Source organism: Streptomyces sp. NPDC088157, assembly GCF_044741545.1.
Classification (GTDB): Bacteria; Actinomycetota; Actinomycetes; order Streptomycetales; family Streptomycetaceae; genus Streptomyces.
Genome location: NZ_JBIUSU010000001.1, coordinates 621,338 through 646,588, shown reverse-complemented (window position 1 = coordinate 646,588; position 25,251 = coordinate 621,338). Strand labels below are relative to the sequence as shown.

Below are 25,251 nucleotides of genomic sequence, written 5' to 3'. Positions count from 1 at the left end.
CGAGTGGATCGCACCGCCCAGCTCATCGTCCGCCCGGCGGAGTACGCCGTTGCATACGATCCGGCTACCCCGCCGGGTCCGCCGCAGCGCGCGACCGCGCACCCCGGGGCCGCGCACCCCGGGACTCCACACTCCGGGACCCCGCGCTCCGGAGATCTGCGCCGCAGGGCGGCGAACGTCCTGGCGGGCAACCGGACGGGGAACTCGACGGTTCCCTCACCCGGTCTGTACCCGCACCAGTGGTCCTGGGACTCCGCGTTCATCGCCATCGGTCTGCGGCACGTCTCGCCGCGCCGGGCACAGACGGAGCTGGAGACGCTGCTGGACGCCCAGTGGGGCGACGGGCGCATCCCGCACATCGTGTTCAACCCCTCCGTGCCGCTCGACGCGTACTTCCCGAGCCCCGACTTCTGGCGCTCCTCGACCGCGGGGCGCGCCGCGGGCGCCCCGCGCACCGTACAGACCTCCGGCATCGTGCAGCCACCGGTGCACGCGCTCGCGACCTGGCTGGTGCACTGCGCCGACCCGGGGCTCTCCCGCGCCCGCGGCTTCCTCACCCGGATGTATCCCCGGCTGGCCGCCTGGCACCGCTATCTGCTGCACCGGCGCGACCTGGGCGGCGGCGGGCTGGTGTCCGTCGTCCATCCGTGGGAGCAGGGCATGGACAACGCGCCGAGCTGGGACGCGCCGCTCTCCCGGATCGCCCCGGCCCCGGCCCGCTCCTTCCGGCGCGCCGACCTGGACCACGGGGCGCCCGAGGACCGTCCGACCGATCTGGACTACGGGCGGTACGTGCGGCTGGCCACGGAGTACCGGGACGGCGGATACGAGGACGGTGGAGTCGTCGGGGGCCACGGTGTCAGGGGCGGTCACGGCGTCGGGGGCCGGGAGTTCGCCGTCGAGGACCCCTCCTTCAACGCGCTGCTCATCGCCTCCGAGCACGCCCTCGCGCGTATCGCGCACGAACTGGGTGCTACCGGCACGGCCCGCCACGCGCGCGCGGAGCGGCTGACGGCGGCCCTCGTCGAACGGCTGTGGGACCCGGCGGAGGGCATGTTCTTCTGCCGGGACCTGCGTGGCGGGGACCCGGAGCGGGGACGGGACCTGCGCGGCGGGGACCCGGGCCGGCGCCCGCTCACCGGCGCCCTGATCCCCGAGCGCGGGATCTCCGGTCTTGTCCCCCTCCTCCTGCCCGGCCTGCCGCGCGAGGTGGCCGCCGGTCTCGTACGGACCCTGCGCGGCCCGCACTTCGGTCTGGGCACGGCCACCCGCCTCGCACCCAGCTACGACCTGCTCGGCGAGGCCTTCGACCCGCACCGCTACTGGCGCGGCCCGGCCTGGTTCAACACGAGCTGGCTGCTCGAGCGGGGCCTCAGGCTGCACGGTGACCAGCCCGGCGCGGACGCGCTGCGCCGGGCCGTCCTGGACATCGCGGACAGCTCGGACTTCGCGGAGTACGTCGACCCGTACACCGGCGAGGCCTGCGGCGCGACCGGCTTCAGCTGGACCGCCGCGCTCACGCTCGACCTGCTGCACGACGACACCACGTCCGGCACGGGGGCCATGACCTCAGGCACGACGGTCACGACGTCCGGCACGACGGTCACGGCCTCAGGCACAGGGGTCATGACCCCAGGCACAGGGATCACGGGTATCACGGCTCTCAAGGGAGGGGACCGGGGATGACGGACCGGCATCATCTGCTCGTGTACGGCGGGACGTTCGCCGCCGTGGGCGACCGCGGGGACATCAGCGGGGTACAGGGCTCCGGGGCGGCCGCCGGATCCCCCGAGGGGCTGTTCGTCCGGGACGCCCGGCACCTCAGCCGCTGGCAGTTGACGGTCGACGGCGCCGTACCGGAGGTGCTCACGCCGGTCACGGACGGGGACACCACACGGTGCGTGCTCGTCCCGCGCGGTGGCCGCAATGAGCCGCCGTCCTGCACGCTCTTCCGTGAACAGGCCGTCGGCGACAGCTCGTTCGTGGAGTCGTTGCGGGTCGTCAGCAACCGCCCCGTACCGACGACGGTCCGCCTCGCGGTCACCGCCGACGCCGACTTCACCGACCAGTTCGAACTGCGCTCCGACCACCGGACGTACGCGAAGACCGGGGTCGTCCGCCGCCGCCAGGTCCTGGACGCCGGCGTGGAGTTCACCTACCGGCGCGGTGAGTGGAAGTCCTGTACGACGGTGACGGCCGAGCCCGTGCCGGACGGCGTCGAGGAGACCGGCACCGGCGCCCGCCGCCTGGTGTGGAAGCTGGAACTGGAACCGCACGGCTCCGCCGAGCTGACCCTGCGGGTGATGGCCCGGCCGCACGGTGAGAAGCGGGCCCTGCGGGTGCCCCGCTCACCGGCCTCCGTCACCGGGCAACTCCTCGCGCAGGAGGACGCGTTCGTGGAGGGCGTGGCCTTCCCGACCGGCTGGCCCGAGCTGGCCGCCGCCTGTGCGCGCGGGCTCGCGGACCTGGCCTCGCTCCAGGTCCAGGCGACCGGCCCGGACGGCGAGGAGCTGCGCGTCCCGGCCGCGGGCGCCCCCTGGTTCCTGACCCTGCTGGGCCGCGACGCCCTGCTGACCTCGCTCTTCGCCCTCCCTTACCGCCCCCGCCCGGCCGCCGCCACGCTCCTCGCGCTCGCCGCGGCCCAGGCCACCGAGACCGGCCCGGAGTCGGTGTCCCAGCCCGGCAAGATCGTGCACGAGGTGCGGCACGGCGAACTCGCCCACTTCGGGCAGGTCCCGTACGGCCGTTACTACGGTTCGGTGGACGCGACCCCGCTGTTCCTCGTCCTCCTCGGCGCGTACGTCGAGCAGACCGGTGACGGGGCACTGGCCCGCCGGCTGGAGCCGAACGCCCGCGCGGCGGTCGGCTGGATGCTGGACCACGGCGGGCTCACCTCCCGCGGCTACCTGGTGTACCGGGCCGACCAGGGCGGTCTGGCCAACCAGAACTGGAAGGACTCCCCCGGCGCCATCTGCTCCGCGGACGGCACCCGCGCGACCGGGGCGGTGACGGCGGCGGGTGCCCAGGGCTACGCGTACGACGCGCTGCGCCGCACGGCGTGGCTGGCGCGCACGGTGTGGGAGGACGAGAAGTACGCGGCCCTGCTGGAACAGGCGGCCGCCGACCTGCGGGACCGGTTCCAGCGGGACTTCTGGATGCGGGACCGTTCCTTCCCGGCGCTCGCCCTGGACGGCGAGGGCCGTCAGGTCGACGCGCTCGCCTCGGACGCCGGGCATCTGCTCTGGTCGGGCCTGCTGGACAAGGAGTACGGGGAGGTCGTCGGCCGGCGCCTGCTCGAACCGGACTTCTTCTCCGGCTGGGGCGTACGCACCCTGGCGTCCGGGCAGCCGGCCTACCACCCGCTCTCCTACCACCGCGGTTCGGTCTGGCCGCACGACAACGCGCTGATCACGCTGGGCCTCGCCCGCTACGGCCTGCACGACGAGGCCCGTACGGTCGCCCACGGGCTGGTCGACGCGGCGACCGCGACCGGTCACCGCCTCCCCGAGGTCCTCGCGGGCTACGGCCGCGACACCCACGCGGAGCCGGTACCGTACCCACACGCGTGTGTACGGGAGTCCCGTTCGGCGGCGGCCCCGTTGGCGCTGCTCACGGCGGTCGGGGGCGCGTAGCCGTTCCCCGGTCCGGCCCGGGTCCGGCCGCTTGGCGCGGCGTTTGCGCGGTGTTTGCCGAGCGCTGGCCCAGGGGGCTGAACGCGAGCCGGGAGCAGGCCGTACGAAACTGTGGCGGATCCGGCCCCACGTCGGATCCGCCGAACCGCCGGGCTTCGTACGGAAGGACCCTCGGGTGCCTGTCTCCACTCGCTCATCCCAGCCGCCTGCACCGAAAGACCCCGAGGCCGACGCCACCGAAGCCGCGAAATCGGCGGAACCCCTGGAACCCGCTGAACCGGCGAAGGCCGTGCAACCGGTGGAGGCCGTGCAACCGACGAAGCCCATGGAACCGGCGGAAGCCGTGAACCCGGCGAAGCCCATGGAGCCGGCGGAAGCCGTGGAGCCGGTGATCTCCGTGGAACCGGTGGAGACCGAGGCGACCACCGACGCGGCCGAGGGCCCGTCCCGAGCCCCGGCCGAGGTCGCCTCCGAGCCCCCGGCCAAAACCGCCTCCGAGGCCGCTTCCGAAGTCCGGTCCGAGGGCCCGTCCGAAGCCGCCTCCGAGCGCCCGGCCAAAACCGCGTCGGAGGCCGCTGCCGAGGTCGCCTCCGAAGCCCCGTCCGAAGTCGCTTCCGTGGCTGTCTCTTCCCCGGCGGCTCCCCGTGGTCTTCGGGCCCGCGTCGCGCACTGGCGTGCCTGGCGGACCCGTCACCCGCGCGCCGCGCGGGTGCTGTGGTGGACGGTTACGGTGCTGTCCCTCGTCCTCGTCCTCGGGGCCCTGGTGCTGCCGAACCGGCTCGTCGCGCTCCAGGCCAACCGGTTCACGCGGCTGCCCGGGGAGGCGATCATCGGCGCGGCCCTGCTGCTGGCGCTGCCCCGGCGGCCGCGGATGGTGGTCTCGGCGGTGGGCGGTGTGTTCCTCGGGGCGCTGACCGTGCTGAACCTGCTCGACATGGGGTTCGTGGAGTACCTGGGCCGGGACTTCAACCTCGTCCTGGACTGGGGCCTGCTGGACGACGCCCAGTCCTACATCGCGGACTCGATGGGCCGGGCGACGGCCGTCGGCGCCGCGGTGGGCCTCGTCCTGCTCGTCGTCCTGCTGTTCGCGGTCATGGCCCTGGCGACGGTCCGGATCAGCAACCTGATGGTGCGCAACACCCAGGTGTCGACCCGGGCCACGCTGATCGCCGCCACGGTCTGGGTCACCTGCTCCGTCGTGGGCCTGCAGAACGCCGGGGTGCCCGTCGCCTCGTACCGCACCGCGAACGCGCTCGCCAACGAGGCCAGGCAGGTCCGCGACACCCTCCGGGACGAGGCCGCGTTCGGGAAGGAGGCCCGCTACGACACGTTCGGGGCCACCCCGGCCGACCAGCTCGTGCCGGACCTGCGCGGCAAGGACGTCGTCTTCACCTTCATCGAGAGCTACGGCCGCAGCGCCATCGAGGACCCGGGCATGGCGCCGGGCGTCGACCGGACCCTCGACGCCGGCACCCAGGCCCTGACGAAGGCCGGCTTCAGCGCGAAGAGCGGCTGGCTGACCTCGGCGACGTACGGCGGCAGCAGCTGGCTCGGCCACTCCACCACCCTGTCCGGCCTGTGGGTGGACAACCAGCAGCGCTACCAGACGGTCATGGCCAGCGACCACCTGTCCCTGACCAAGGCGTTCCAGAAGACCGGCGCCTGGGACACGGTCGGCATCATGCCGGGCGTGCAGAAGGGGTGGCCGGAGGCGAGGTTCTACGGCCTGGACAAGGTCTACAACGCCTTCCAGATGGGCTACCAGGGGCCGAAGTTCAGCTGGTCGACCATGCCCGACCAGTACGCCCTGGAGGCGTTCCAGCGGCTGGAGCACGGCCGCACCGACCGCGACAAGCCGCTGATGTCGGAGATCATCCTGACCTCCAGCCACCAGCCCTGGGCGCCGATCCCGAAGATGGTCGGCTGGGACGAGATCGGCGACGGCTCGGTCTTCGAGGACATCCAGAAGGCCGGTGAGAAGGCCTCCGACGTCATCGCGGACTCCGCCAGGTCCAAGACGGAGTACGGCAGGTCCATCCAGTACTCGGTGACCGCGCTCACCCAGTGGCTGGAGCGCTACGGCACCGACGACACCGTCCTGGTCTTCCTCGGCGACCACCAGCCCATCTCCCGGGTCAGCGGCGACAACGCCAGCCGGGACGTGCCGATCTCGATCGTCGCCAAGGACCCGAAGGTCCTCGACAAGATCGCCGCCTGGAACTGGACGGACGGCCTGAAGCCGGCCCACAACGCCCCGGTGTGGAAGATGAGCTCGTTCCGCGACAAGTTCCTCACGGCATACGGCTCGACCCCGCACCCGTCGCGGGGCTGAGCACCGCAGGGCTGGGCACCGAACCGCTGAGCCCCCGCCCGGTGAACCGCTGAGCACCACCGGCTGAGCACCCAACGGCTCGGTGCTCAGCGGGACTTCAGCCGCCCGAGGTGTCCAGTTCCGCGTCCTCGCCGATGCCCGCGCAGTCGTACGGGTCCTTCAGCCAGCCGTCCGGCAGGACGACCCTGTTGTTGCCGGAGGTGCGGCCGCGGGGGCCGTCGGCGCCGGTGGGCCAGAGCTGGTCGAGGTCCAGTTCGTCGAGACCGGCACGGAGTTCGGCGAGGGACGAGGTGATGGCCAGCCGCTTGCGCATCTCGGAGCCGACCGCGAAGCCCTTGAGGTACCAGGCGACGTGCTTGCGGAAGTCGATGACCCCGCGCGTCTCGTCGCCGATCCACTCGCCGAGCAGGGTGGCGTGCCGGACCATCACGTCGGCGACCTCGCGCAGGGACGGGCGGGCCATGGCCTCCGTCCGGCCCTCGAAGGCGGCCACGAGGTCGGCGAACAGCCACGGCCGGCCGAGGCAGCCGCGGCCGACGACCACGCCGTCGCAGCCCGTCTCGCGCACCATGCGCAGCGCGTCCTGGGCGGACCAGATGTCGCCGTTGCCGAGGACGGGGATCTCCGGGACGTGTTCCTTCAGGCGGGCGATCGCCTCCCAGTCGGCGGTGCCGCCGTAGTGCTGGGCGGCGGTGCGCCCGTGCAGCGCGATCGCGGTGACGCCCTCCTCGACGGCGATGCGGCCGGCGTCGAGATAGGTGATGTGGTCGTCGTCGATGCCCTTGCGCATCTTCATCGTCACCGGGAGGTCGCCGGCCCCGCTCACCGCCTCCCGCAGGATCGCCCGCAGCAGGTGGCGCTTGTAGGGGAGCGCGGAGCCGCCGCCCTTGCGGGTCACCTTGGGGACCGGGCAGCCGAAGTTCAGGTCGATGTGGTCGGCGAGGCCCTCCTCCGCGATCATGCGGACGGCCTTGCCGACGGTGGCCGGGTCGACGCCGTACAGCTGGATCGAGCGCGGCTTCTCGGTCGCGTCGAAGTGGATCAGCTGCATGGTCTTCTCGTTGCGTTCGACCAGCGCCCGGGTCGTGATCATCTCGCTCACGAACAGGCCCTTGCCGCCGCTGAACTCCCTGCACAGGGTCCGGAAGGGAGCGTTGGTGATCCCGGCCATGGGGGCGAGGACGACCGGCGGGGTGACGGTGTGCGGGCCGATCCGGAGGGTCGAGTGCTGCGTGGGCGCGGTCGTGGGCATCCACCCATTGTCACGCATCGGGCGGCGTGCCCGGCCTCACGTTTTCCCCGGCTCGCCGGTAGATCGTGTAGCGACCATTAGTTAGGCGCACTATTAACCTGGGCGTACGATGGGCCGCATGCCCGAGCTCAGCCCTCGCCGACGCCTCCTGATCCTCGCGATCTGCTGCATGAGCCTGCTGATCGTGAGCCTCGACGTCACCGTTCTCAATGTCGCCCTGCCCGCGATGCAGAGCGACCTGCACGCCTCCACCGCCGGGCTCCAGTGGACGATCGACGCGTACACGCTCGTGCTGGCCATGCTGCTGATGCTCGCGGGGTCGACCGCCGACCGGATCGGCCGCAAGAAGGTCTTCATGGCCGGGCTGGTCGTGTTCACGGTCGGCTCCCTGCTGTGTTCGCTGGCCCCGAACCTGGAACTGCTGATCGCGGCCCGCATGGTGCAGGCGGTCGGCGGTTCGATGCTGAACCCGGTCGCCATGTCGATCATCACCAACACCTTCACCGACCCGCGCGAACGGGCCCGGGCGATCGGGGTGTGGGGCGCGGTCGTGGGCATCTCGATGGCCGCGGGCCCGCTGCTGGGCGGTCTCCTGGTGGAGTCCGTCGGCTGGCGGTCGATCTTCTGGATCAATCTGCCGGTCGGCCTGGTCGCCCTGCTGGCGACCCTGCGTCACGTCCCCGAGTCCCGCGCGCCGAAGCCCCGCCGCCCCGACCCGGTCGGCCAGCTGCTGGTCATCGCCCTGTTCGGCCCCCTCACCTACGCGATCATCGAGGCGCCCGGGGCGGGCGCGGCGACCAGCGCCCCCTTCGCGGCGGTGGCGCTGGCCGCGCTGGTCGGCCTGGTGTGGTACGAGCGCCGACGCGTGGAACCCCTCATCGACCTGCGCTTCTTCCGCTCGGCACCGTTCAGCGGGGCGACGGTGATCGCGGTCAGCGCGTTCGCCGCGCTGGGCGGGTTCCTGTTCCTGTCCACGCTGTACCTGCAGAACGTACGGGGCCTCGACGCCCTGCACGCCGGGCTGTGGATGCTGCCCATGGCCGTACCCACGTTCCTGTGCGCCCCGCTGTCCGGACGGCTGGTCGGCAGCCGGGGACCACGGCTGCCGCTGCTGATCTCGGGCACCGCGATGACGACGAGCGGGCTGCTGTTCGCCGTCTTCGACGCGGAGACGTCCGACATGACGATGTTCCTCGGGTACCTGCTGTTCGGCGTGGGCTTCGGCTTCGTGAACGCGCCGATCACGAACACGGCGGTGTCCGGCATGCCGCGCGGTCAGGCGGGGGTCGCCGCCGCGGTCGCCTCCACCAGCCGCCAGCTGGGCCAGACGCTGGGCGTCGCCGTGATCGGCGCGGTCCTGGCGGCGGGCGTGAGCACCTCGGCGTACCGGGACACCTTCGTCTCCGCCGCCGTCCCCGGCTGGTGGATACTCGCCGGCTGCGGCCTCGTCGTCCTCGTCCTGGGCGCCGTGAGCACCGGAGCGTGGGCACGGCGTACGGCTGAGCGCACCGCGCGGCGGCTGGAGGCGCCGGAGGTCCAGGAGGCGACGAGCGTCAGCGCCTGAGCCCGCTCTCGGCGGTTCAAGCGGTCTGCGTGATCCGAGCGGTCCGCGTGGTCTTTGTGGAGAGCGTCTCCGTGGAAAGCTCCTCCGTGGCGAGCGCGTACAGCTTCTCCAGCCGCTCCCGCGTCACCTCGTCCGCCGGTGCGTACGTCACCAGCCGCGCCCCGAGTTCCGGGCTCAGCCAGAGGTCGGTGTGGGTGAGGTCGAGGAGACCGACGTGCGGGTTGCGGAACTGTTTGGTCTTGCTGCGGGTCGCGACGACCTCGTAGCGCTCCCAGTTCTCGCGGAACTCGGGGGACTCCGACTGGAGCCGCTTGACCAGCATCTTCCAGGCGGGCTCGGTGAGATGACCGGCCATGGAGGCACGGAGCTTCGCGGCCATCAGGCGCATGGTCTCGTCGAGGTGGACGACCGACTCCCGCCACTGCGGGTGGGTGTGGACGAGGATCATGCAGTTGCGGTCCTCGGGCGGGATCGCGTCGAGGTCGCAGAGCAGACGGGCGTAGGTGCGGTTGTAGGCCAGGATGTCGTAGCGGCTGTTCTGGACGCAGGCGGGCAGCGGGTCGAGCTGGTCGAGCACCTCGCGTACGGCGTCGGTGACGCCGGCGCACGACGAGGCCGGGGTCGGGTCGGTCGCGGCGGCGAGCTGGAAGAGGTGGGCCCGTTCGCTCGGGTCGAGCAGCAGGGTGCGGGCGAGGGCGTCGAGGACCTGGACCGACACCTGGATGTCCCTGGACTGTTCGAGCCAGGTGTACCAGGTGACGCCCACCGCCGAGAGATGGGCGACCTCCTCACGGCGCAGCCCCGGAGTGCGGCGGCGCGCTCCGCGCGGGAGGCCCACCTGCTCGGGCGTGATCCGCTCGCGGCGGCTGCGCAGGAAGGCGGCCAGCTCGTGGCGTCGGATCTCCGAGCCACCGGACCCGCGCGACTCGCGGACCTCCCCCGCCTCGCGGATCCCCTGGGCCGCGCGCACGCGTGTTTCCTGGGCCATCGTCGTCATGCCTCCAGCGTGCGGCCGCCCGGACCCTGTTGCCAGGTACTCCTTCTACCAGGATAAGGAGAATCTGGTACCCGGCTGAGCGGCGGAGCAGGCTCGGGAGCGTGACCGAAACCATCATCACCACCCCAGCCGCGCCCCGGACGGTCGCGGCACCCCGCGCGCTCGGCCCGCTCGGGCTGTTCACCGTGCTGCTCGCCGCGGCACTCCCCCTGATCGACTTCTTCATCGTCAATGTCGCCCTGCCCACCATGGGCCGGGACCTCGCCGCCAGCGAGTCGGTCCTGGAACTCGTCGTCGCCGGGTACGGGCTCGCGTACGCCGTGCTGCTCGTGCTGGGCGGCCGGCTCGGCGACCTGTTCGGGCGACGCCGGCTCTTCCTGGGCGGCATGGCCGCCTTCGGCCTGACCTCGCTGGCCTGCGGGCTCGCCCCCGACGCCTGGTCGCTGGTTGCGGCGCGGATCGCGCAGGGCGCGTCGGCCGCCGCGATGGTCCCGCAGGTGCTCGCCACGATCCAGTCGTCCACCGAGGGCCCGCGTCGCGCCAAGGCGATGAGCCTGTACGGCGCGACGGCCGGGCTGTCGATGGTGGCGGGCCAGATCCTGGGCGGTGTGCTGGTCGCCGCCGACCTCGCCGGCAGCGGCTGGCGCTCCGTGTTCCTGGTGAACGTCCCCGTCGTGGTCGTCGGGCTCGTCCTCGCCGTCCGTACCGTCCCGGAGACGCGTTCGCAGCACCCCGAGCCCGTGGACGGACCCGGCACCGTGCTCCTCGCCGCCGCCCTGCTGACGCTGCTCGCCCCGCTCACCGAGGGCCGCGCGGCGGGCTGGCCGCTGTGGACGTGGCTGTCGCTGGCCGCGTTCCCGCTGGTGGCGGGCGCGTTCATCGCCGTGGAGCGGCGAGCCGACCGGCAGGGCCGTACGCCACTGGTGCCGCCGAGCCTGTTCGCACTCACCCCGCTGCGGCGCGGCCTGACGCTCATGGTGCCGTTCTCGATCGGCTTCAGCGGCTTCATGTTCGTCATCGCCGTTGCGCTCCAGAGCGGGGCGGGACTCGGTCCGGTGCCGGCCGGACTCGCGCTCGCGCCGATGGCCCTGGCGTTCTTCCTCGTCTCGCTGGCCGGGCCGCGGCTGGTGGCGCGGTTCGGGGCCCGGGTGGTCACGGCGGGCTCGGTGCTCCAGGGCCTGGGCGTCGTCCTCCTCCTGCTGACGGTGCGCGCCGACTGGCCGGACATCGGATTCGTCGAGCTGTTGCCGGGCGCGGCGGTCGCCGGTGCGGGGCAGGCGCTCCAACTGCCCGTCGTGATGCGGATCGTGATGTCCGAGGTGCCGCCGGCCCGCGCGGGCGTCGGCAGCGGTGTGATGGTGACCACCCAACAGGCCTCGCTGGCGCTGGGCGTGGCCACCCTCGGCACCCTGTTCCTCTCCCTGGTCCCGGGGATGGGCATGCGGGACGCCCTGGTCACCACGCTGGCCGTGCAGTTGGGCGGGGTCGTCGTGACGGGGCTGCTGAGCCTGCGGCTGCCGCGCAAGGTGGGGTGAGTCCGGCGTCCCGAGCCGGACTCGGGAACGGCTTGGTCAACTCGACGGGCCGGAACCCCTGTTGATGTTGGTATTGCTGCACACTCCTTGCTTGCCTGGATTTCGCCCACCCACCGACAGGCCCACGGGCACAGGCACCGACACGGAACCGGACCCGGAAGCGGGCACCGACACGAACGCTGGAGGCGTCGTGCTGGAGATCAACACGAGCAAGGTGAGCCGCTGGGACCAGCACGGGCGCGAGCACGTCGTCAGGGTGCGGCGCACGGGAGTGCAGCGCACGATCAGGTGTGACACGTGCGGCTGGCGCAAGGGGGCGCAGTTCCTGCCCTGGCTGAAGGCGCAGGAACACCTGGCCGAGGCGCACCAGGCGACGGTGGATCCCACGGAGGGCCGCGAGCCGCGATGACTTCCGGCCGCCTAGGGAGTCATCAGGGGGAAGAGACGCAATCGCATCGGAAGGCCGGCCCATGAGCGCTCTGCACGAGACCCTGCGACGGTACGTCGACGACGGCACGGTACCGGGAGCGGTGGGCCTCGTGGCCCGCGGCGACGCGGTGGAGGTGGTGACCGCCGGTGCGCGGGACGCCGAGGGCACCGCCCCGATGGACCGGGAGTCCCTCTTCCGGATCGCCTCGATCACCAAGCCGGTCACGGCTGCGGCGGTGCTGATGCTGGTGGAGGAGGGGCGGCTGGCCCTGGACTCGCCGGTGGCCGAGTGGCTGCCCGAGCTGGCGGACCCGCTCGTGGTCCGTACGCCGTCCGCTCCCGTCGACGACGTGGTCCCGGCGGCCCGTCCGATCACGGTCGAGGACCTGCTGAGCTCCCGCCCCGGCTGGGGCTTCCCGTCCGACTTCTCGCGCCCGGCGGTGCAGGCCCTGTTCGGCGTGCAGAAGGACGGCCGGGCCCCGCAGGCCTACCCGGACCCGGACACCTGGCTGACGGACCTGGCCCGCGTCCCCCTGCTGTACCAGCCGGGCGAGGCCTGGCTGTACGGCACGGCGTCCGACCTGCAGGGCATCCTGATCGCCCGGGCCTCGGGCCGCACGCTCCCCGAGTTCCTGGCGGAGCGGATCTTCGAGCCGCTGGGCATGAAGGACACGGCGTTCGAGGTCCCGAAGGAGAAGCGGGACCGCTTCACGACCGCGTACCGTCCCGACGGCGCGGGAGCGCTCGAGGTGACGGACACCCCCGACGGCGAGTGGAGCCACGTCCCGGCCTTCCCGTCGGGCGGCGGCGGGCTGGCGTCCACGGCGGACGACTGGCTGGCCTTCGCCCGTCTGCTCCTGAACGGCGGTGCGGCGGGTGGCCGCACGCTCCTCTCGCCGACCTCGGTGAGCCGCATGACGACCAACCATCTGACCGTGGAACAGCGGGAGCCGGGGGCCCTCTTCCTGGAGGGACAGGGCTGGGGCTACGGCGGCGGGGTCGACGTCTCCCCCGTCGAGACCTGGAACGTCCCCGGCCGCTACGGCTGGGTCGGCGGCACGGGAACGACGGCGCACATCGTCCCGCGTACGGGCACGGTGACGATCCTGCTCACCCAGGTCGCGATGGAGAACCCGACGCCGACTCCGTTGATGCGGGACTTCTGGCGGAGTACGGCGGGGGCGTGAGGGGACTCACCCGGCGGCTCGGCCCCCGGCGTCTCCCGCGCCTCCCGCGTTTCCCGCATGTCCCGCGCCTCCCGCGTCGAGGTCGCTGACCAGGCCCCGGAGCAGGGGCCCGTACTCGGGGTGGGCCAGGGCGTGGGCCAGCTGGGCGACGAGGTAGTCGGCCGGGTTGCCGGTGTCGTACCAGCGGCCCCGGATGACCTGGCCGTAGACCGCGCGACCGCGGGCGTAGGCGTTGATGGCGTCGGTCAGGTAGATCTCGCCGGTCCGGTGCTCGTACCAGCGGCGGGTCTGCTCGCGCAGTTCGTCGATGATGCCGGGGGTGACGACATAGCCGCCGATGGCCGCGTACGACGACGGCGCCCGGGCGGGGTCGGGCTTCTCGACGAGGCCGGTGATGCGCAGGGTCCCGTCTCCGAGGTCTTCCTTGACGACGGGGACGCCGTAGCGCTGGGAGTCGGCGGGGTCCATCGGCAGCAGGGCCAGCACCGGGCAGCCGGTCTGCTCGTAGGCGCGGATCAGCTGCTGGGCGCGGGGCGTCTCGGCGACGAAGACGTCGTCGGGCCACAGGACCAGGACCGGCTCGTCGCCGAAGGAACGGGCGGCGTTCAGCACCGGGGTGCCGTTGCCGTACGGGCCGTGCTGGTCGAGGTAGGTGATGTGGCCCCGGAGAGCCAGCTCGCCCACCTCCTCGACCGCGTCCGCGTAGGCGGTCTTGCCGTCGGCGCGGAGCTGCTCGACGAGGGCGGGGTTGGGGCGGAAGTGGTCCTGGATCAGGCTCTTGCCGCCGGAGACGACGATGGTGATGTCGGTGATGCCGGAGTCCACCAGCTCGCGCACGGTGTGCTCGATCACCGGCTTGTCGCCGACCGGGAGCATCTCCTTCGGGATCGCCTTGGTGAGGGGCAGCAGGCGGGATCCCAGCCCGGCGGCGGGGATCACGGCACGGCGGATCGTCGGGAACATCAGACCGCCCCCCGCAGCCCTCGCAGCAGCAGGTCCACCAGGGCCGTGAAGTTCTCCTGAGCCTCCGGCCGTTCCCACAACCGGTGGTAGCCGGGATCGTGGAAGCGGCCGGAGGCCTGGAAGACGGCGACGGCGGCGGTCGCCGGGTCGGGGGCCGTGAAGGCGCCGGACGCGACTCCCGCCTCGATGATCCTGGTCAGTTGGCCGGTCAGGTCGGCGAGGTGCTCGCCGACCACCTCGCCGGTCTCCCCGGTCAGCACCATGTACGTGGCGAACAGCTCGGGGTCGTCGCCCGCCTTGCGGCGCTTGGCGTCGAAGAGGGCCGCAAGCCAGTCGCGCAGCCGGGCCTCCGGGGTGCGCGACTCGTCGGCGGTGATGACGGAGAGCGTCTCGGACGTACGGTCCAGCCACCGTTTCGTGACTGCCGCGCGCAGCGCCGCCTTCGTCCGGAAGTGCCGGTAGACGCTGCCGTGGCTGACGCCGAGCGCGCGGGCCACGTCGACCACGGTGGCCTTGGCCGGGCCGTGGCGGCGCAGCACTTCCTCGGTCGCCTCGAGGATGCGCTCGGCGGTCAGGGTCTCGGTGGTCGGTGACATGCTCAGACCGTACCCGGAGAGGGAGTCAGCGCTCGCTGTCGAGGTGGGCCATGGCGGCCGCCGCGTAGCGGTCACCGGCGGCCGAGCCGGCCGGGACGGCGTCCTCGATCGCGGCGAGGTCGGCGGCCTCCAGTACGACGTCCAGCGCGCCCAGCGACTCCGCCAACCGCTCCCTGGTCCGTGCGCCGATCAGCGGCACGATGTCCTCGCCCTGAGCCAGCACCCAGGCGATCGCGATCTGCGCGACGGAGACGCCCTTCTGCTCGGCGATCTTCCGCAGGGCCTCGACCAGGTTCAGGTTGTGCTGGAGGTTGTCGCCCTGGAAGCGGGGTGAGTGGGCCCGGAAGTCGTTCGCGGCGAGCTTGCGGTCGGCGGTGAAGTGCCCGGAGATCAGCCCGCGCGACAGTACGCCGTACGCGGTGATGGAGATCCCGAGCTCACGGGTGACCGGCAGGATCGACCTCTCGACACCTCGGGAGATCAGCGCGTACTCGATCTGGAGGTCGGCGATCGGCGCGGTGGCGGCGGCCCTGCGGATCGTCTCGGCGCCGACCTCGCTGAGGCCGATGTGCCGGACGTACCCCTGGTCGACCAGTTCGGCGATCGCGCCGACCGTCTCCTCGATCGGCACGTCGGGGTCGAGCCGGGCGATGCGGTAGACGTCGATGTGGTCGACGCCGAGGCGCTGGAGGGAGTAGGCGGCGAAGTTCTTCACGGCCTCCGGGCGCCCGTCGTAACCGCTCCAGTCGCCGTCCGGGGCGCGCAGGGCGCCGAACTTCACGCTGATCCGGGCCTGTTCACGGCGGACGGCGGGGGCGGAACGGAGGGCTTCGCCGATCAGCAGCTCGTTGTGGCCCATGCCGTAGAAGTCGCCGGTGTCCAGCAGGGTCACGCCGGCCTCGAGGGCGGCGTGGATCGTCGCGATCCCCTCGGCCCGGTCCGCGTCGCCGTACAGCGCGGACATGCCCATGCAGCCGAGGCCGAGAGCGGAGACCTGGGGACCGGTGGTGCCGAGGGAACGGGTTCGCATCGTCATGCACACCAGCCTCGCATGACAGCTGACAGATTTCAACATCTGTCAGCTGTCATCTGGCTCCCAAACGGCTCGCCCCCGACCGGCCGTCTCCCCGACCCGCTCACCCCCGACCGCCGACTCCCCGACCCGCTCACCCCGACCGACCGGCTGGCCGACCCGCTCGCCCCCGACCGGCCGACTCCCCGACCCGCTCACCCCCGACCGGCCGACTCCCCGACCGACCGGCTGGCAGACTGGCTGGCTGGCTCCCGACCGGCTCACACCCGCCGGGTGCCGCCCTCCTCAACCGGGTGCCATCCGCCGGGCGATCCGCAGCGGCTATCCGCAGTGGCTATCCGCCGGCTGCCGTCTGTCCGGTCGACGAACCGGGAGTGCCGAGGACAATGGGAGATGTCGGTGCGCAGTCACCTCGGCGGCGCCTGCCACCGGTCGAGCGGCCTTCCGCGCCGCCATGGAGGCCTGCCATGAGCATCCGCATCGCCACCTTCAACATGGAGAACCTCTTCCGCCGCCCCACGGCCTTCCGCCTCAAGGACCCGGCCAAGCGCAAGGAGATCCTCGACGACTTCGGCGCGCTGACCGCTCTCCTCGATCTGTCGGCGTACGGCGACAAGGACAAGAGGGAGATCGAGCGGATCATCAAGAAGTACCGGGCGTACGAGATCGACCCGAAGAACCCGCCGCCGATCTTCATCAACCAGTCCCGGCCGGTCAAGGAGTCCAGGCTGTTCGACAGGTCCGGGCCGGCAAAGGACCCCACCATCACGGTCACCGCCGCGGGCCGTGCCTCGTGGTCCGGCTGGGCCGAGCTGGGACAGGACGACCTCGACCTGGACGTGGTGCGCAACACCGGCCGGGTCGTCTCGGAGATCGACGCCGACATCCTGCTCACCGTGGAGGTCGAGAACCGACTCGCCCTGGAGCGCTTCAACACGCAGGTGCTGGCCGGTGCTCTGGGCCGGCGGCCGTACCCCTACGCCCTGCTGATCGACGGCAATGACAGCCGGGGCATCGACGTCGGGATCTTCAGCCGACACCCGATCACGTCCATCCGGACCCACCTCTTCGAGTCCAACCCGGATCGTCCCAACCAGCGCCTCTTCAGCCGCGACTGCCCGGAGTTCGAGATCCAGCTCAACGGCACGCCCCTGGTGATCCTCGGCAACCACCTGAAGAGCAAGTCCCAGGACGATCCGGAACTGCGGCTGGCCCAGGCGAAGCGGGTCGCGGAGATCTACCGGGCCGCACTGGAGCGCACCCCGCACGTCATCGTCGCCGGGGACCTCAATGACCACCCGGCCAGCGACGCGGCCGCGGCGCTGGAGGGCGCCGGACTGCGGGACGCGATGAGTCACCGCTCCTATCACGGACTGCCCGGCACGTTCGGGGAGTGCAAGAGCGAGCGGGACAAGTTCGACTACCTGCTGCTGTCGCCGGAGGTGTGGCAGGAAGTGCAGCAGGTCGGCCTGGAGACCCGAGGCATCTTCGCGGACGGCATCAAGCCCTTCGACACCGTGACCTCCGAGGCCGACGCGGCCTCCGACCACGCGGCGCTCTACATGGACGTCGACCTGTAGGCACCGGCGAGAACTCCACGAACGACCGGTGCCGGGCCCCTCGAGAGGGACCCGGCACCGGCGTTCCGCAGCGAACGCGGAGGAACGCGAAGGAACGCGAAGGATACGAGGTCAGCAGCCGATCAGGCGGCCGGCGAGGTAGCCCTCGATCTGGTCGAGGGAGACCCGCTCCTGCTTCATCGAGTCACGCTCGCGGACGGTCACCGCGTTGTCGTCCAGGGTGTCGAAGTCGACGGTCACGCAGTACGGCGTGCCGATCTCGTCCTGGCGGCGGTAGCGGCGGCCGATGGCGCCGGCGTCGTCGAACTCGATGTTCCAGTTCTGGCGCAGGGCCGAAGCCAGGCCCTTGGCCTTCGGGGACAGCTCCGGGTTGCGGGAGAGCGGCAGGACCGCGACCTTCACCGGGGCCAGCCGGTGGTCCAGACGCAGCACGGTCCGCTTCTCCAGCTTGCCCTTGGCGTTCGGCGCCTCGTCCTCGATGTAGGCGTCGAGCAGGAACGCCAGCATCGCGCGGCCGACACCGGCCGCGGGCTCGATGACGTACGGCGTCCAGCGCTCGCCGGCCTCCTGGTCGTAGTAGGAGAGGTCCTGGCCGGAGGCCTTGGCGTGCGCGCCGAGGTCGTAGTCGGTGCGGTTGGCGACGCCCTCCAGCTCGCCCCACTCGTTGCCGCCGAACTGGAAGCGGTACTCGATGTCGGCGGTGCGCTTAGAGTAGTGGGAGAGCTTCTCCTTGGGGTGCTCGAACCAGCGCATGTTCTCCTCACGCAGGCCCAGGCCGGTGTACCAGTTCCAGCGCTGCTCCATCCAGTACTCCTGCCACTGCTCGTCCTCGCCCGGCTTGACGAAGAACTCCATCTCCATCTGCTCGAACTCGCGGGTGCGGAAGATGAAGTTGCCGGGCGTGATCTCGTTGCGGAAGGACTTGCCCATCTGCGCGATGCCGAACGGCGGCTTGCGGCGCGAAGTGGTCTGCACCTGGGCGAAGTTGGTGAAGATGCCCTGGGCGGTCTCGGGACGCAGGTAGGCGATGGAGCCGGTGTCCTGCGTGGGGCCGAGGTGGGTGGAGAGCAGACCCGAGAACTGCTTGGGCTCGGTGAACTGGCCCTTGTTACCGCAGTTGGGGCAGTTCACGTCCGCCAGGCCGTTCTCCGGCAGGCGCTTGTGCTTGGCCTCGTACGCCTCTTCCAGGTGGTCCGCGCGGAACCGCTTGTGGCAGGAGGTGCACTCGGTCAGCGGGTCGGAGAAAGTGGCGACGTGGCCGGAGGCCACCCAGACCTCGGGGGCCAGGATGACGGACGAGTCGATACCGACCACGTCCTCGCGCGACGTCACCATGTAGCGCCACCACTGGCGCTTCAGGTTCTCCTTGAGCTCGACACCAAGCGGTCCGTAGTCCCAGGCGGCCTTCTGGCCGCCGTAGATCTCACTGCACGGGAATACGAAGCCACGGCGCTTGCTCAGGCTGACGATGGTGTCGATCTTGTCGGCGGCCACGGTGCTCTCTTCATAACGACGACGGGCGACGAAGCGAGGATGCTTCCAGAGAAGACTTCAGGGTACCGGCGGGGACTCCCCCTCGACCAAATCGGAGCCCTGCCCAGACCCTTACCCAGCCGTTACCAGGGCTTGTTGACAACGGTTTCCATATTTGTTGAAAATGACTGTCATGAACGTACGACGACTCATATCCGGCACCGCGGTCGCCGCGGCCACCGCCCTGGGCCTCGGCACCCTCTCCGCCTGCTCCACCGACAGCGCGGCCGCGGCCAACACGGACAAGTTCGACGTCGTCGCGTCGTTCTACCCGATGGCCTTCCTCGCCGAGCAGATAGGCGGGGACCATGTGCACGTCACCAGCCTCACCGAGCCCGGCCAGGAGCCGCACGACCTGGAGATCAGCGCCAAGCAGACCGCCGCGCTCCAGGAGTCCGACGCGGTGCTCTACCTCGAGAACCTCCAGCCCTCCGTCGACGACGCCGTGGCCCAGTCCGAGGTCAAGACCAAGATCGACGCGGCCTCCCTCACCACGCTGGAGAAGCACGGCAACGAGGTCGGCGGCCACGCGGCCGAGCACGACGACCACGAGAACGAGGAGCTGGCCGGCCTCGACCCGCACGTCTGGCTCGACCCGGTGCGCTACTCCCAGGTCGCCGAGGGCGTCGGCAAGGCCTTCGAGAAGGCCGACCCGGACCACGCGGCCGACTACAGGACCAACACCGCGGCCCTGGTGAGGAAACTCGGCGCCCTGAACACACAGTTCAAGGACGGGCTGGCGAACACCAGGACCAAGGTCTTCGTCACCACCCACGCCGCCTTCGGCTACCTCGCCGAGCGCTACGGCCTGACCGAGGAGGCCATCAACGGCCTCGACCCCGAGTCGGAGCCCAGCGCCGCCCGCGTGAAGGAGCTTGAGAAGATGGCCAAGGCCGACGGCGTCACGACCGTGTTCTACGAGACGCTCGTCAGCGACAAGACCGCGAAGACCATCGCCTCCGACGCGAACCTCAAGACCGACGTCCTCGACCCGATCGAGGGCATCACGGAGAAGTCCCGGGGCAAGGACTACTTCTCGGTCCAGGAGGCGAACCTCAAGGCGCTGCAGACAGCCCTGGGAACGAAGTGATCTTTACGGAGGGCGTCATGGACGCGAGTGTCACCGACGCGAAGGCCGAGTCCGTCTCACCGGAACCCGCCTCGTCGGAGTCCGTCTCACCGGAACCCGCCTCATCGAAATCCGTCATCGCGCTGCGCGGTGTCCGCGCGGAGCTGGGCTCGCGCCCCGTCCTGCGGGGCGTCGACCTCACCGTGCGGCGCGGTGAGGTCGTCGCCCTGCTCGGCGCGAACGGCTCCGGAAAGTCCACCGCCGTACGCAGCGTGATCGGTCAGGTCCCGGTCAGCGCCGGGGAGGTCGAGCTGTTCGGCACCCCGCAGCGCCGGTTCCGGGACTGGGCGCGGATCGGATACGTCCCGCAGCGCACGACGGCCGCCGGCGGGGTCCCGGCCACGGTGACGGAGGTCGTCTCCGCGGGCCGCCTCTCCCGCACCCGCTTCGGCGTCTTCCGCAAGGCCGACAGGGAGGCCGTACGGCACGCCCTGGATCTCGTGGGCATGGCCGACCGCGCCAAGGACAACGTCGACGCGCTCTCCGGCGGCCAGCACCAGCGCGTGCTCATCGCCCGCGCGCTGGCCGCCGAACCCGAGCTGCTGATCATGGACGAGCCCATGGCGGGCGTCGACCTGGCCAGCCAGGAGGTCCTGGCACGGACACTGAAGGACCAGGTCGCGGCCGGTACGACGGTCCTGCTCGTCCTGCACGAACTGGGCCCTCTGGAGCCCCTGATCGACCGGGCGATCGTCCTGCGCGACGGCTGCGTCCTGCACGACGGCCCACCCACACCGGCCGTCGGCCAGCACGCCCTGCCCGGCCACGACCACGTACACCCGCACGCACCCGCGGGCGCCGAACCGATCCGCACGGGACTGCTGAGCTGATGGACCTCCTGAACTACGCCTTCATGCAGCGGGCGCTGCTGGCCGCCGTCCTGGTCGGCATCACCGCTCCCGCCGTGGGCATCTACCTCGTCCAGCGCCGCCAGGCCCTCATGGGCGACGGCATCGGCCATGTCGCGATGACCGGCGTCGGCCTGGGCTTCCTGTTGTCCTGGTCGCCCGTGTGGATGGCGACGGCCGTCTCGGTCCTGGGCGCGGTGATCATGGAACTGATCCGCTGGTACGGGAAGACCCGCGGCGACATCGCCCTCGCCATGCTCTTCTACGGCGGTATGGCCGGCGGCGTGATGTTCATCAACCTCGCGCCCACGGGCTCGAACGCGAACCTGACGTCGTACCTCTTCGGTTCGCTGTCGACCGTCTCCGAGTCGGACGTCACGGCGATCTGCCTGCTCGCGGCCTTCGTGGTCGTCGTCACCCTCGGCCTGCGCCGCCAGCTCTTCGCGGTCAGCCAGGACGAGGAGTTCGCCCGGGTGACCGGCCTGCCGGTCCGGGCGCTGAACCTGCTGACGGCGGTCACGGCGGCGATCACGGTGACGGTGGCGATGCGGGTGGTGGGCCTGCTGCTGGTGTCCGCCCTGATGGTGGTCCCGGTGGCCGCGGCCCAGCAGCTGAGCCGCAGCTTCGCCGCCACCTTCGCGATCGCGGTGGCGATCGGCGTGACGGTGACCATCGGCGGCACGGTCACCTCGTACTACCAGGACGTTCCGCCCGGTGCGACGATCGTCCTGCTGACCATCGCCGCGTTCGTCGCGCTGAGCGTGCTGGCCGCTCCCCTGGCCCGGCGCCGTGCCCGCGCGCTGGCGGCGGCGCAACCCGCCGGCGACCCGGCGGAGTGCGCGATTCCGGCCACCCGGACCTCGGGGGACGAGGTCGGCGTCTGACCTCGCACAGCCGGGGCTGGCACAATGGCCCGGCAAGCCGCAGACGTGAGGAGGCAACGGTGACAACCGCTGGACCGCCCGTGAAGGGCCGTTCCACCCGGCAGCGTGCCGCCGTGGCGGCCGCGCTCGACGAGGTCGACGAGTTCCGCAGCGCCCAGGATCTGCACGACATGCTCAAGCACAAGGGCGACTCGGTGGGCCTGACCACGGTCTACCGCACGCTCCAGTCCCTCGCCGACGCGGGCGAGGTCGATGTCCTGCGCACCTCGGACGGTGAGTCGGTGTACCGCCGGTGCTCCACCGGCGAGCACCACCACCACCTCGTCTGCCGCGTCTGCGGCAAGGCCGTGGAGGTGGAGGGCCCGGCGGTGGAGAAGTGGGCCGAGGCGATCGCCGCGGAGCACGGGTACGTCAATGTGGCCCACACGGTGGAGATCTTCGGCACCTGCGCGGACTGCTCCGCGGGTTGAGCGGTCGTGGGGTGAGAGTCGGGTGACCGTCCCCTGGGGGCTGCGCCCCCCGAACCCCCCTTCGGCCCCGAACCCCCCTTCGGCCCTGAACGGGCCTCGTCCTCGGACGCCGGACGGGCTGGACACGGCGACCGGTGCTTTCGTGGCGTAGCTGTCGCGGTGCGCGAGGTGCGTACCGGAGCCGCCGGTGTCGGCGGCGTGGGCGGGCAGCGCGGTGAGCACCAGCACGCCGAGGGCGGCGACGAGGGCGCGGTGACACGGTTCATGCGCGGGCCGTGTCGACGAGCGGGAGACCGACTACAAACTGATCTCCCGCAGCGTCGACGGGCCGGGCGAACGCACGGAGGCTAGGAAGTGGCCTCCGGGTCCGAAGTCCTTCCCTCCATGGCCAGGAGTTCCTCGTTCGTGACCGCGCCGCCGAAACGGCGGTCCCGGGACGCGAACTCGACGCAGGCCCGCCACAGGTCACGGCGGTCGAAGTCGGGCCACAGCACGTCCTGGAAGACCAGCTCCGCGTACGCGCTCTGCCAGAGCAGGTAGTTGGAGGTGCGCTGCTCGCCGCTCGGCCGCAGGAACAGGTCGACGTCCGGCATGTCCGGGTAGTACAGGTACTTCGCGAGCGTCTTCTCGTTGACCTTCGACGGGTCGAGCCTGCCCGCCTTCACATCCTCGGCGAGCGCCTGCGCCGCGTCCGCGATCTCCGCCCGGCCGCCGTAGTTCATGCAGAAGTACAGGGTGAGACGGTCGTTGTCCTTGGTCTGCTCCTGGGCGACCTGGAGCTCCTTGGCGACCGACTTCCACAGCTTGGGCATCCGACCCACCCAGCGCACCCGGATGCCGAGCTCGTCGAGCTGGTCGCGGGTCTTGCGGATGAAGTCGCGGTTGAAGTTCATCAGGAAGCGGACCTCGTCGGGCGAGCGCTTCCAGTTCTCGGTGGAGAAGGCGTACAGCGAGATGTTGCGCACACCCATCTCGACCGCGCCCTGCAACACGTCGAGGACCTGCTCGGCGCCGACCTTGTGCCCCTCGGTGCGCGGCAGCCCGCGCTCCTTTGCCCAGCGGCCGTTGCCGTCCATGACGATCGCCACATGCTCGGGGACCAGCTCGCCCGGGAGCTTGGGCGGGCGCGCGCCGGACGGGTGCGGCTCCGGCGTCCTGTACTCCCGACGCTGCCGCCCCAGGAACCCGCGTACGACCATGTGCCTCTCGTCTCCTCTGAACTTTCGCCGACTGCTTTGGCCTCTGTACTGCTCTGCTTTTGCTTCCGTACCGCTCTGCTCTTGCTTCCGCACCGCTCTGCTCTTGCTTCCGTACCGCTCGTGCTGCTGCCTATTTCTCGACGTACCGGAGGGAACGCAGCCCGCGCTCCAGGTGCCAGTGCAGATAGGCGGACACCAGCCCGCTGCCCTCCCGGACGTACCGCGGCTCGCACGCGTCCGCCGTCTCCCAGTCTCCCGTGAGCAGCGCGCCCAGCAGGACGAGGGTCTGCGGCGAGGGTACGACGCTGCCGGCCACCCGGCAGTCGACGCAGACCGAGCCGCCGGCCGCGACGGAGAAGAACCGGTTGGGTCCTGGCATCCCGCACTTGGCGCAGTCACCGAAGCTGGGGGCGTACCCGTTGACGGCCAGCGACCTCAGCAGGAACGCGTCGAGGACGAGGTGCGGGGCGTGCTCACCGCGGGCCAGGGTCCGCAGCGCCCCGACGAGCAGCAGGTACTGCTGGACGGCAGGTTCGCCCTCGTGGTCGGTGAACCGCTCGGCGGTCTCCAGCATGGCCGTACCGGCGGTGTAGCGGGCGTAGTCGGCCACGATCCCGCCACCGTACGGAGCGATGATCTCGCTCTGTGTGCACAACGGCAGCCCGCGTCCGACCAGTTCGCTGCTCCCGCGCGCGAAGAACTGCACGTCGACGTGGGAGAAGGGCTCGAGGCGGGCGCCGAACTTGGACTTCGTCCGCCGCACCCCCCGCGCCACGGCCCGCACCCGTCCGTGCCCGCGCGTCAGCAGCGTGATGATGCGGTCGGCCTCGCCGAGTTTCTGGGTCCGCAGGACGACGCCGTCGTCCCGGAAGAGACTCATCGCGCACCGCCGGGGCCGGCGGCCCGCCGGGAACCGGGCAGGCCGGAGTCCGCCGCACCCGGCTGCTGGGCGCGGGGCACGGTGCCGTCGTCACGGAGGCTCATGCGTCCATTCTCGCCTACGCCGAAGGGGTGGTGTGCCGCTGCGCGAGACCAGAAGCGGCGCAACCGGCGGGAGCGGAGAGACGTCCGTGACAGAAGAGACCATGGATTCCCGAAGGACGGAGAGAACGATCTCAGGCCCGCACCCTTCCCCCAGCCCCTCCCGTCGCACGGTTCTGACGGCCGGCGCGGCCACCACGGCCGCCGCCCTCTTCACCGCGGCCCCGGCGCACGCCGCCACCCCCTCCACTCCTGCCTCCCCCTCGCCCGCCTCGGTGGCCGCCCGTCTGCGCGACCTCGAAGCCCGCCACGGCGCCCGGCTCGGGGTGTTCGCCCACAACGTGCGCACCGGGCGGTCGGTCCGCCACCGCGCCGACGAGCGCTTCCCGGTCTGCTCCCTGTTCAAGCCCCTGGCGGTGGCGGCCGTACTGCGGGACCTGCCCGAGCAGGCACTGGACCGGCGCGTCCACTACACCTCGGCGGAGGTGGTGGAGAACTCCCCCGTCACCAAGGACCACGTGGCCGACGGCATGACGATCGCCGAGTTGTCCGCCGCGGCCATCCAGCGCAGCGACAACACGGCCGGCAACCTGCTCCTGCGCGAGCTGGGCGGCCCCGCCGCGATCACCCGCTTCGCCCGCTCGGTCGGCGACCGCGTCACCCGCCTCGACCGCTGGGAGCCGGAGCTCAACTCGGCCGAGCCGGACCGGGTCACGGACACCACGAGCCCGTACGCGATCGGCCGCACCTACGCCCGTCTCGTCCTCGGCGAAGCGCTGTCCCCCGGCGACCGCCACCGCCTGACCGACTGGATGCTCGGCACGATCACCAGCGCCAACCGCTTCCGCGCGGGACTCCCCCCGACCTGGACGATCGCCGACAAGACCGGTGGCGGCTGGTACGGCGCCAACAACGACGCCGGCATCGCCTGGACCCCGGACGGCACGCCCGTCGTCCTGGCCGTCCAACTCACCAAGCCGGACCGCGATGCGGCCTACGACCACGAACTGATCGTGGAGACGGCGGGGGTACTGGCGGAGGTGCTGGGCTAGGACGTGGCCCCGGTGGGCCGAGTCCTGATTTTCGGTCAACTACCCTCGCTCGATG

At 71.5% G+C, this 25,251-nt stretch carries 21 protein-coding genes; 13 read left to right on the top strand and 8 right to left on the bottom strand.

The features are described from left to right. Positions 1-3: 3 nt before the first annotated feature. The 3 genes from ACIPFH_RS02725 (at position 4) to ACIPFH_RS02715 (ending at position 5,964) form a co-directional block, all read left to right on the top strand. Complete coding sequence (locus ACIPFH_RS02725; RefSeq protein ID WP_401822340.1) at positions 4-1,686, top strand: MGH1-like glycoside hydrolase domain-containing protein; 1,683 nt, start codon at positions 4-6, stop codon at positions 1,684-1,686. After that, the gene (locus tag ACIPFH_RS02720; protein ID WP_401822338.1) at positions 1,683-3,632 is read left to right on the top strand and encodes a glycogen debranching N-terminal domain-containing protein; all 1,950 of its coding nucleotides are present in this window, start codon (positions 1,683-1,685) and stop codon (positions 3,630-3,632) included. The genes ACIPFH_RS02725 and ACIPFH_RS02720 overlap by 4 nt, the downstream gene beginning before the upstream one ends. A 307-nt stretch (positions 3,633-3,939) precedes the next feature. Further along, positions 3,940-5,964 (top strand): CDP-alcohol phosphatidyltransferase, encoded by a 2,025-nt coding sequence (locus ACIPFH_RS02715; RefSeq protein ID WP_401822336.1) that lies wholly within the window; start codon positions 3,940-3,942, stop codon positions 5,962-5,964. Between the two features lie 97 nt (positions 5,965-6,061). Here ACIPFH_RS02715 and dusB read toward each other — a convergent pair whose 3' ends face one another. Continuing rightward, positions 6,062-7,216 (bottom strand): tRNA dihydrouridine synthase DusB, encoded by a 1,155-nt coding sequence (gene dusB, locus ACIPFH_RS02710; protein ID WP_356260940.1) that lies wholly within the window; start codon positions 7,214-7,216, stop codon positions 6,062-6,064. 118 nt (positions 7,217-7,334) lie between these two features. Here dusB and ACIPFH_RS02705 point away from each other — a divergent pair, with 118 nt between their 5' ends. Beyond that, positions 7,335-8,780 (top strand): MFS transporter, encoded by a 1,446-nt coding sequence (locus ACIPFH_RS02705; protein ID WP_401822335.1) that lies wholly within the window; start codon positions 7,335-7,337, stop codon positions 8,778-8,780. Between the two features lie 16 nt (positions 8,781-8,796). Here the strand turns inward: ACIPFH_RS02705 and ACIPFH_RS02700 are convergent, their stop codons facing one another. Continuing rightward, a complete protein-coding gene (locus ACIPFH_RS02700; RefSeq protein ID WP_401822333.1) occupies positions 8,797-9,777 on the bottom strand; it encodes a helix-turn-helix transcriptional regulator in 981 nt (326 codons plus the stop codon). Positions 9,778-9,878: 101 nt separating this feature from the next. Here ACIPFH_RS02700 and ACIPFH_RS02695 point away from each other — a divergent pair, with 101 nt between their 5' ends. The 3 genes from ACIPFH_RS02695 (at position 9,879) to ACIPFH_RS02685 (ending at position 12,928) form a co-directional block, all read left to right on the top strand. Next, positions 9,879-11,312 carry an MFS transporter gene (locus tag ACIPFH_RS02695; RefSeq protein WP_401822330.1) on the top strand — a complete coding sequence of 478 codons (1,434 nt, stop codon included), beginning with the start codon at positions 9,879-9,881 and terminating at the stop codon, positions 11,310-11,312. A gap of 190 nt (positions 11,313-11,502) precedes the next feature. Continuing rightward, positions 11,503-11,721, top strand: a complete 219-nt coding sequence (locus ACIPFH_RS02690; protein WP_356260950.1) for a hypothetical protein — start codon at positions 11,503-11,505, stop codon at positions 11,719-11,721. A gap of 61 nt (positions 11,722-11,782) precedes the next feature. Then, entirely contained in the window at positions 11,783-12,928 is a 1,146-nt protein-coding gene (locus tag ACIPFH_RS02685; protein ID WP_401822328.1) for a serine hydrolase domain-containing protein, read from the top strand. Positions 12,929-12,934: 6 nt separating this feature from the next. Here the strand turns inward: ACIPFH_RS02685 and ACIPFH_RS02680 are convergent, their stop codons facing one another. Genes ACIPFH_RS02680 through ACIPFH_RS02670 form a run of 3 tightly spaced genes read right to left on the bottom strand, consistent with a single transcriptional unit; the run spans position 12,935 to position 15,523 of the window. Then, complete coding sequence (locus tag ACIPFH_RS02680) at positions 12,935-13,891, bottom strand: UTP--glucose-1-phosphate uridylyltransferase (protein WP_401822325.1); 957 nt, start codon at positions 13,889-13,891, stop codon at positions 12,935-12,937. Beyond that, positions 13,891-14,487 carry a TetR family transcriptional regulator gene (locus ACIPFH_RS02675; protein WP_401822324.1) on the bottom strand — a complete coding sequence of 199 codons (597 nt, stop codon included), beginning with the start codon at positions 14,485-14,487 and terminating at the stop codon, positions 13,891-13,893. Before ACIPFH_RS02675 ends, ACIPFH_RS02680 begins: the two co-directional genes overlap by 1 nt. A gap of 25 nt (positions 14,488-14,512) precedes the next feature. Further along, positions 14,513-15,523, bottom strand: coding sequence for an aldo/keto reductase (locus ACIPFH_RS02670; RefSeq protein ID WP_401822321.1), 1,011 nt, complete (start codon positions 15,521-15,523; stop codon positions 14,513-14,515). 464 nt (positions 15,524-15,987) lie between these two features. On the opposite strand from ACIPFH_RS02670, the gene ACIPFH_RS02665 reads away from it, so the two are divergent. Then, the gene (locus ACIPFH_RS02665; protein ID WP_401822318.1) at positions 15,988-17,100 is read left to right on the top strand and encodes an endonuclease/exonuclease/phosphatase family protein; all 1,113 of its coding nucleotides are present in this window, start codon (positions 15,988-15,990) and stop codon (positions 17,098-17,100) included. A gap of 111 nt (positions 17,101-17,211) precedes the next feature. Here the strand turns inward: ACIPFH_RS02665 and ACIPFH_RS02660 are convergent, their stop codons facing one another. After that, positions 17,212-18,594 (bottom strand): glycine--tRNA ligase, encoded by a 1,383-nt coding sequence (locus ACIPFH_RS02660; RefSeq protein ID WP_356260963.1) that lies wholly within the window; start codon positions 18,592-18,594, stop codon positions 17,212-17,214. Between the two features lie 172 nt (positions 18,595-18,766). On the opposite strand from ACIPFH_RS02660, the gene ACIPFH_RS02655 reads away from it, so the two are divergent. Genes ACIPFH_RS02655 through ACIPFH_RS02640 form a run of 4 tightly spaced genes read left to right on the top strand, consistent with a single transcriptional unit; the run spans position 18,767 to position 21,964 of the window. Beyond that, positions 18,767-19,723: a metal ABC transporter substrate-binding protein gene (locus tag ACIPFH_RS02655; protein WP_401822316.1), complete on the top strand. Its 957-nt coding sequence runs from the start codon at positions 18,767-18,769 to the stop codon at positions 19,721-19,723. 17 nt (positions 19,724-19,740) lie between these two features. Beyond that, positions 19,741-20,592, top strand: a complete 852-nt coding sequence (locus tag ACIPFH_RS02650; protein WP_401822314.1) for a metal ABC transporter ATP-binding protein — start codon at positions 19,741-19,743, stop codon at positions 20,590-20,592. Then, positions 20,592-21,494: a metal ABC transporter permease gene (locus ACIPFH_RS02645; protein WP_356260973.1), complete on the top strand. Its 903-nt coding sequence runs from the start codon at positions 20,592-20,594 to the stop codon at positions 21,492-21,494. Before ACIPFH_RS02650 ends, ACIPFH_RS02645 begins: the two co-directional genes overlap by 1 nt. 59 nt (positions 21,495-21,553) lie before the next feature. Beyond that, positions 21,554-21,964, top strand: a complete 411-nt coding sequence (locus ACIPFH_RS02640) for a transcriptional repressor (protein ID WP_327314940.1) — start codon at positions 21,554-21,556, stop codon at positions 21,962-21,964. Between the two features lie 347 nt (positions 21,965-22,311). Here ACIPFH_RS02640 and ACIPFH_RS02635 read toward each other — a convergent pair whose 3' ends face one another. Both ACIPFH_RS02635 and recO read right to left on the bottom strand, forming a co-directional pair. Then, entirely contained in the window at positions 22,312-23,163 is an 852-nt protein-coding gene (locus tag ACIPFH_RS02635) for an isoprenyl transferase (protein ID WP_401822312.1), read from the bottom strand. A gap of 130 nt (positions 23,164-23,293) precedes the next feature. Then, a complete protein-coding gene (gene recO / locus ACIPFH_RS02630; RefSeq protein WP_356249230.1) occupies positions 23,294-24,043 on the bottom strand; it encodes a DNA repair protein RecO in 750 nt (249 codons plus the stop codon). A 205-nt stretch (positions 24,044-24,248) separates the two neighbouring features. Between recO and bla the strand changes: the two genes are divergently transcribed. Further along, positions 24,249-25,196, top strand: coding sequence for a class A beta-lactamase (bla, locus tag ACIPFH_RS02625; protein ID WP_401822310.1), 948 nt, complete (start codon positions 24,249-24,251; stop codon positions 25,194-25,196). The last annotated feature ends 55 nt before the right edge of the window (positions 25,197-25,251 follow it).

Bases quoted from the DNA above. Each gene is read 5' to 3' on its own strand.
- ACIPFH_RS02665 (WP_401822318.1), top strand. From the start codon at position 15,988: ATGAGCATCCGCATCGCCACCTTCAACATGGAGAACCTCTTCCGCCGC.
- ACIPFH_RS02645 (WP_356260973.1), top strand. From the start codon at position 20,592: ATGGACCTCCTGAACTACGCCTTCATGCAGCGGGCGCTGCTGGCCGCC.
- ACIPFH_RS02675 (WP_401822324.1), bottom strand. From the start codon at position 14,487: ATGTCACCGACCACCGAGACCCTGACCGCCGAGCGCATCCTCGAGGCG.
- dusB (WP_356260940.1), bottom strand. From the start codon at position 7,216: ATGCCCACGACCGCGCCCACGCAGCACTCGACCCTCCGGATCGGCCCG.
- bla (WP_401822310.1), top strand. From the start codon at position 24,249: ATGGATTCCCGAAGGACGGAGAGAACGATCTCAGGCCCGCACCCTTCC.
- recO (WP_356249230.1), bottom strand. From the start codon at position 24,043: ATGAGTCTCTTCCGGGACGACGGCGTCGTCCTGCGGACCCAGAAACTC.
- ACIPFH_RS02635 (WP_401822312.1), bottom strand. From the start codon at position 23,163: ATGGTCGTACGCGGGTTCCTGGGGCGGCAGCGTCGGGAGTACAGGACG.
- ACIPFH_RS02655 (WP_401822316.1), top strand. From the start codon at position 18,767: ATGAACGTACGACGACTCATATCCGGCACCGCGGTCGCCGCGGCCACC.
- ACIPFH_RS02705 (WP_401822335.1), top strand. From the start codon at position 7,335: ATGCCCGAGCTCAGCCCTCGCCGACGCCTCCTGATCCTCGCGATCTGC.
- ACIPFH_RS02650 (WP_401822314.1), top strand. From the start codon at position 19,741: ATGGACGCGAGTGTCACCGACGCGAAGGCCGAGTCCGTCTCACCGGAA.
- ACIPFH_RS02685 (WP_401822328.1), top strand. From the start codon at position 11,783: ATGAGCGCTCTGCACGAGACCCTGCGACGGTACGTCGACGACGGCACG.
- ACIPFH_RS02720 (WP_401822338.1), top strand. From the start codon at position 1,683: ATGACGGACCGGCATCATCTGCTCGTGTACGGCGGGACGTTCGCCGCC.
- ACIPFH_RS02670 (WP_401822321.1), bottom strand. From the start codon at position 15,523: ATGACGATGCGAACCCGTTCCCTCGGCACCACCGGTCCCCAGGTCTCC.
- ACIPFH_RS02680 (WP_401822325.1), bottom strand. From the start codon at position 13,891: ATGTTCCCGACGATCCGCCGTGCCGTGATCCCCGCCGCCGGGCTGGGA.
- ACIPFH_RS02700 (WP_401822333.1), bottom strand. From the start codon at position 9,777: ATGACGACGATGGCCCAGGAAACACGCGTGCGCGCGGCCCAGGGGATC.